Source organism: Aetokthonos hydrillicola CCALA 1050 (assembly GCF_017591665.1).
GTDB lineage: Bacteria > Cyanobacteriota > Cyanobacteriia > Cyanobacteriales > Nostocaceae > Aetokthonos > Aetokthonos hydrillicola.
Map to the genome: position 1 here is coordinate 1 of NZ_JAAKGC010000260.1, position 2965 is coordinate 2965.

4 protein-coding genes, 1 tRNA gene and 1 pseudogene are annotated in these 2965 nt (G+C 39.1%); 3 read left to right on the top strand and 3 right to left on the bottom strand.

Going from position 1 to position 2965, the window contains the following annotated elements; translation table 11 throughout:
- From G4P69_RS36645 to G4P69_RS36655, 3 genes and pseudogenes are all read left to right on the top strand, one after another.
- A pseudogene (locus G4P69_RS36645) lies at nucleotides 1-325 on the top strand (methyltransferase type 11); the annotation flags it as partial.
- Entirely contained in the window at nucleotides 322-1032 is a 711-nt protein-coding gene (locus tag G4P69_RS36650; protein WP_208354759.1) for an HAD family hydrolase, read from the top strand. The pseudogene G4P69_RS36645 and the gene G4P69_RS36650, both read left to right, overlap by 4 nt.
- Before the next feature lie 31 nt (nucleotides 1033-1063).
- Nucleotides 1064-1136: transfer RNA gene (locus G4P69_RS36655), tRNA-Ala, on the top strand.
- A gap of 429 nt (nucleotides 1137-1565) precedes the next feature.
- Here the strand turns inward: G4P69_RS36655 and G4P69_RS36660 are convergent.
- The 3 genes from G4P69_RS36660 to G4P69_RS36670 form a co-directional block, all read right to left on the bottom strand.
- Entirely contained in the window at nucleotides 1566-1781 is a 216-nt protein-coding gene (locus tag G4P69_RS36660; RefSeq protein ID WP_243902813.1) for a hypothetical protein, read from the bottom strand.
- 435 nt (nucleotides 1782-2216) lie between these two features.
- The gene (locus G4P69_RS36665) at nucleotides 2217-2594 is read right to left on the bottom strand and encodes a type II toxin-antitoxin system VapC family toxin (protein WP_208346353.1); all 378 of its coding nucleotides are present in this window, start codon (nucleotides 2592-2594) and stop codon (nucleotides 2217-2219) included.
- Nucleotides 2584-2808 (bottom strand): hypothetical protein, encoded by a 225-nt coding sequence (locus G4P69_RS36670; RefSeq protein WP_208354760.1) that lies wholly within the window; start codon nucleotides 2806-2808, stop codon nucleotides 2584-2586. The genes G4P69_RS36665 and G4P69_RS36670 overlap by 11 nt, the downstream gene beginning before the upstream one ends.
- Nucleotides 2809-2965: the final 157 nt, after the last annotated feature.

The following is a 2965-nucleotide window of genomic DNA, read 5'->3' on the forward strand; positions in this document are numbered from 1 at the left end:
ACCAGGTGGGCAAGTTGTAATTCTAGATGGGAACCAAAAGACTTTGCGCCAGCTAGATTGGCTTAATGATGTTTTTGAGGAACCGTATATCCGAGAATATGCTGCTAGCAGTCTTGAGGCAAGTATGGGTGCAGCAGGATTTGCCAAAGTGCTAACCCAAGATGTATGGTGGATAAGTCAAGTCAATAGCGCCGTTAAACCAATCTTGGCTGAAGATACTCGCACTCAAAGAACTGCACGACATTACACCTCTACGTCAAAAGACGTCAAAACAGACGATAATTTACAAGGTTTTCCATCTCCAGCGTTTGACATAGTGCCATGAGTTTAAAGGCAGTTTTATTCGATTTTAATGGTGTCATCATCAACGATGAGCCAATTCATGAAAAACTCACGGAGCAAATTCTGATTGAGGAGAATCTCACCCTCAAACCAGGGGAGTATAAGAAAATTTGTCTAGGACGTAGCGATCGCACTTGCCTTAAGGATTTGCTTGCAAGTCGTGGTCGTGTTATTAGTCAGACACAATTAACTGAGTTGCTACAACGAAAAGCACTCATGTACGCTTCGGAACTGGAAAAAATCGAAAAACTGCCTTTGTATGCTGGTTTAGAGGACTTGATATTTCAGCTGCGATCGCGCAGCATTCACTTAGCTGTTGTTAGTGGTGCTATTCGCAACGAAATTGAGTTGGTACTCAATCGTAGTAAACTAGCTGAATATTTTCAAGTTATAGTTGCAGGTGATGAGATCACGACCAGTAAACCAGAACCGGATGGTTATTTACTGGCAATAGAACGCCTGAACAAGCAATATCCCAATTTGAATCTTGCACCACAAGAGTGTCTGGTAATTGAAGATAGTCTAGCTGGTATACAAGCAGCAAAAAAAGCAGGTATCCGGGTAGTGGGTGTGGCGCACACGTACCCATTCCATATGCTTCAACGCTGCTGCAACTGGACTGTTGATTACCTGAATGAATTGGAACTTGAACGGGTGCAAGAAGTTTTTTCACCAAAATTAAGTGAATAAATGCTATAATCGGTGATTGGTTAGGTTATACGGGGAATTAGCTCAGTTGGTAGAGTGCTGCGATCGCACCGCAGAGGTCAGGGGTTCGAGTCTCCTATTCTCCATTTGTACATTAAATAATTATTGTCAATTTTAAAGAATTGTTGTCCAATTCAAATTGATACAATCCTAGTCAGGTGAGGAATCCGGCAGCAATTCTCATTTTGAAAAAAATACAATACTAACCGCCATTTTGAAACTCAAGAAATAGTACAAAAGAACTATTTTGGGTGAGTGAGAGGAGAGCGTAAAAAACTATAGGCTCTATGAATGAAGTATAAATACTCAGCGTTTTTCAGGCGACCGGCAGACTTTGAAGGAGAGTTGGCAAGGATATTAGTATAGTGTTGAAAGTGAAGAACTGAATATTTATAATTTTTGTACGAAGAGTGTAAAATCGGTGAGTAAAAAATATTAAATAATCAAATTACTCCAAGATGGCTCAAAAGGCGGCGACTCTAGAAATTCCTGAATTAATGCAATTTTTACGGTCATCATTTCCCATGACCAGAAAAATGTACAATTTGTGGCTCATGATATAATAGGGCACGGCGTAAGTCCTCAGAACACACTGCTAACTTAGAGATGATTTCAAATTGGTTCCATCTTTTGCCGCGTTCCAAGCCTGCCTGAATTTTCTGCACCTCTTCATCTAGGCGCAGTCTATTTGTGTCGTTGGGGTTTGCTGAGAGGATTAGAATTTTTTTCACAATACTATATTAATATGCTCTTTTCTATTAGTTCGTCAACAATAGGTTAACTTTTAAGCTTTTGATACGAACTAAGCATACTACTTTCCAGAAGATAGCAAAAGCTCACGCTTGGTAGTAATTGCTACACATTGTATTAAAACTCGCCGACCCCTTGCAGTAAGATTAAACTAAAGAAGATCTGTTGATGGAAAAATGACATCATTTATTTTAAAGATTTTCCAGAAAAATGTCATCATTTGCTTTAAAAAACACGAAAAAGAGTTTTTCATTAATAAAAGGCTCAAAGCCATCTCCAGCAATGGCTTGAGCCAATTTCTTCCAATTTTAGAAAACTGACAAGAATTCTTTAAAAATGACAATAATTATTTAAAGGACACCATCACACTCAAATCTTTATATATCAAACCTTCGCTTAATTTTGTAGTCTTAGCGCTACCAATTGATTACCGTGAGAGCCGTTACTTTCGCAAATTGTTGGTCAGCAGTTACCAAACTTGCAGAATTTTGGATTGCCATTGCCGCAATTATTGCATCGGGTAACTTTAACCGAAATTGTTGACGAATTTCAATGATTTTCTCAAGCAAAACTGTGTCATTTGCTGCCAGATCGATCACTTCAACACGCTGAATAAACTGCTGAAAAAGTTGGCGATCGTTTTGTCCTAGCCCAGAAAAAGCCAGAAACTCAATTTGACTAATAACTGAAATCGCTATCCAATCAGCGTTTTGTAGTAATTGAATTAGTTGGGGAGTTCCTTGCAGCAGAGCCACGATCGCATTCGTATCCAACAAGTAGCGATCACCACTCATCCCGTAAAGTCCTCTGCATCGTTACTGCGTCTCCCTCCCAGGTTAACCGTCCCACCAAATCAGAAAAATCATACTTGAAGTTCTGCTTACTGGCTGCTGGAACTGGATTCAAAACAACAACAACATTCACCTCGACAGCAGTTAACTGGGTCGGAATATTAATATTTAAATAACCCGATTCATCAATTTTTGTAGTCAGTTTTAAAACTTCCATACCAATTAAATTAAACTCGATATAAATATAATGTTAGTGCGTAGGCACAGTCTCCCACAAGCATCGCTCCTATTGTAGCCACTGTCTCGATACTTCAGTTCAGCCATGCCCTTGGGCAACTGCTGCTAAAATTAATATATTGTATAAATAATTACAT

Coding starts and splice junctions, on each gene's coding strand:
- G4P69_RS36650 (WP_208354759.1), top strand. CDS start 322: ATGAGTTTAAAGGCAGTTTTATTCGATTTTAATGGTGTCATCATCAAC.
- G4P69_RS36665 (WP_208346353.1), bottom strand. CDS start 2,594: ATGAGTGGTGATCGCTACTTGTTGGATACGAATGCGATCGTGGCTCTG.
- G4P69_RS36670 (WP_208354760.1), bottom strand. CDS start 2,808: ATGGAAGTTTTAAAACTGACTACAAAAATTGATGAATCGGGTTATTTA.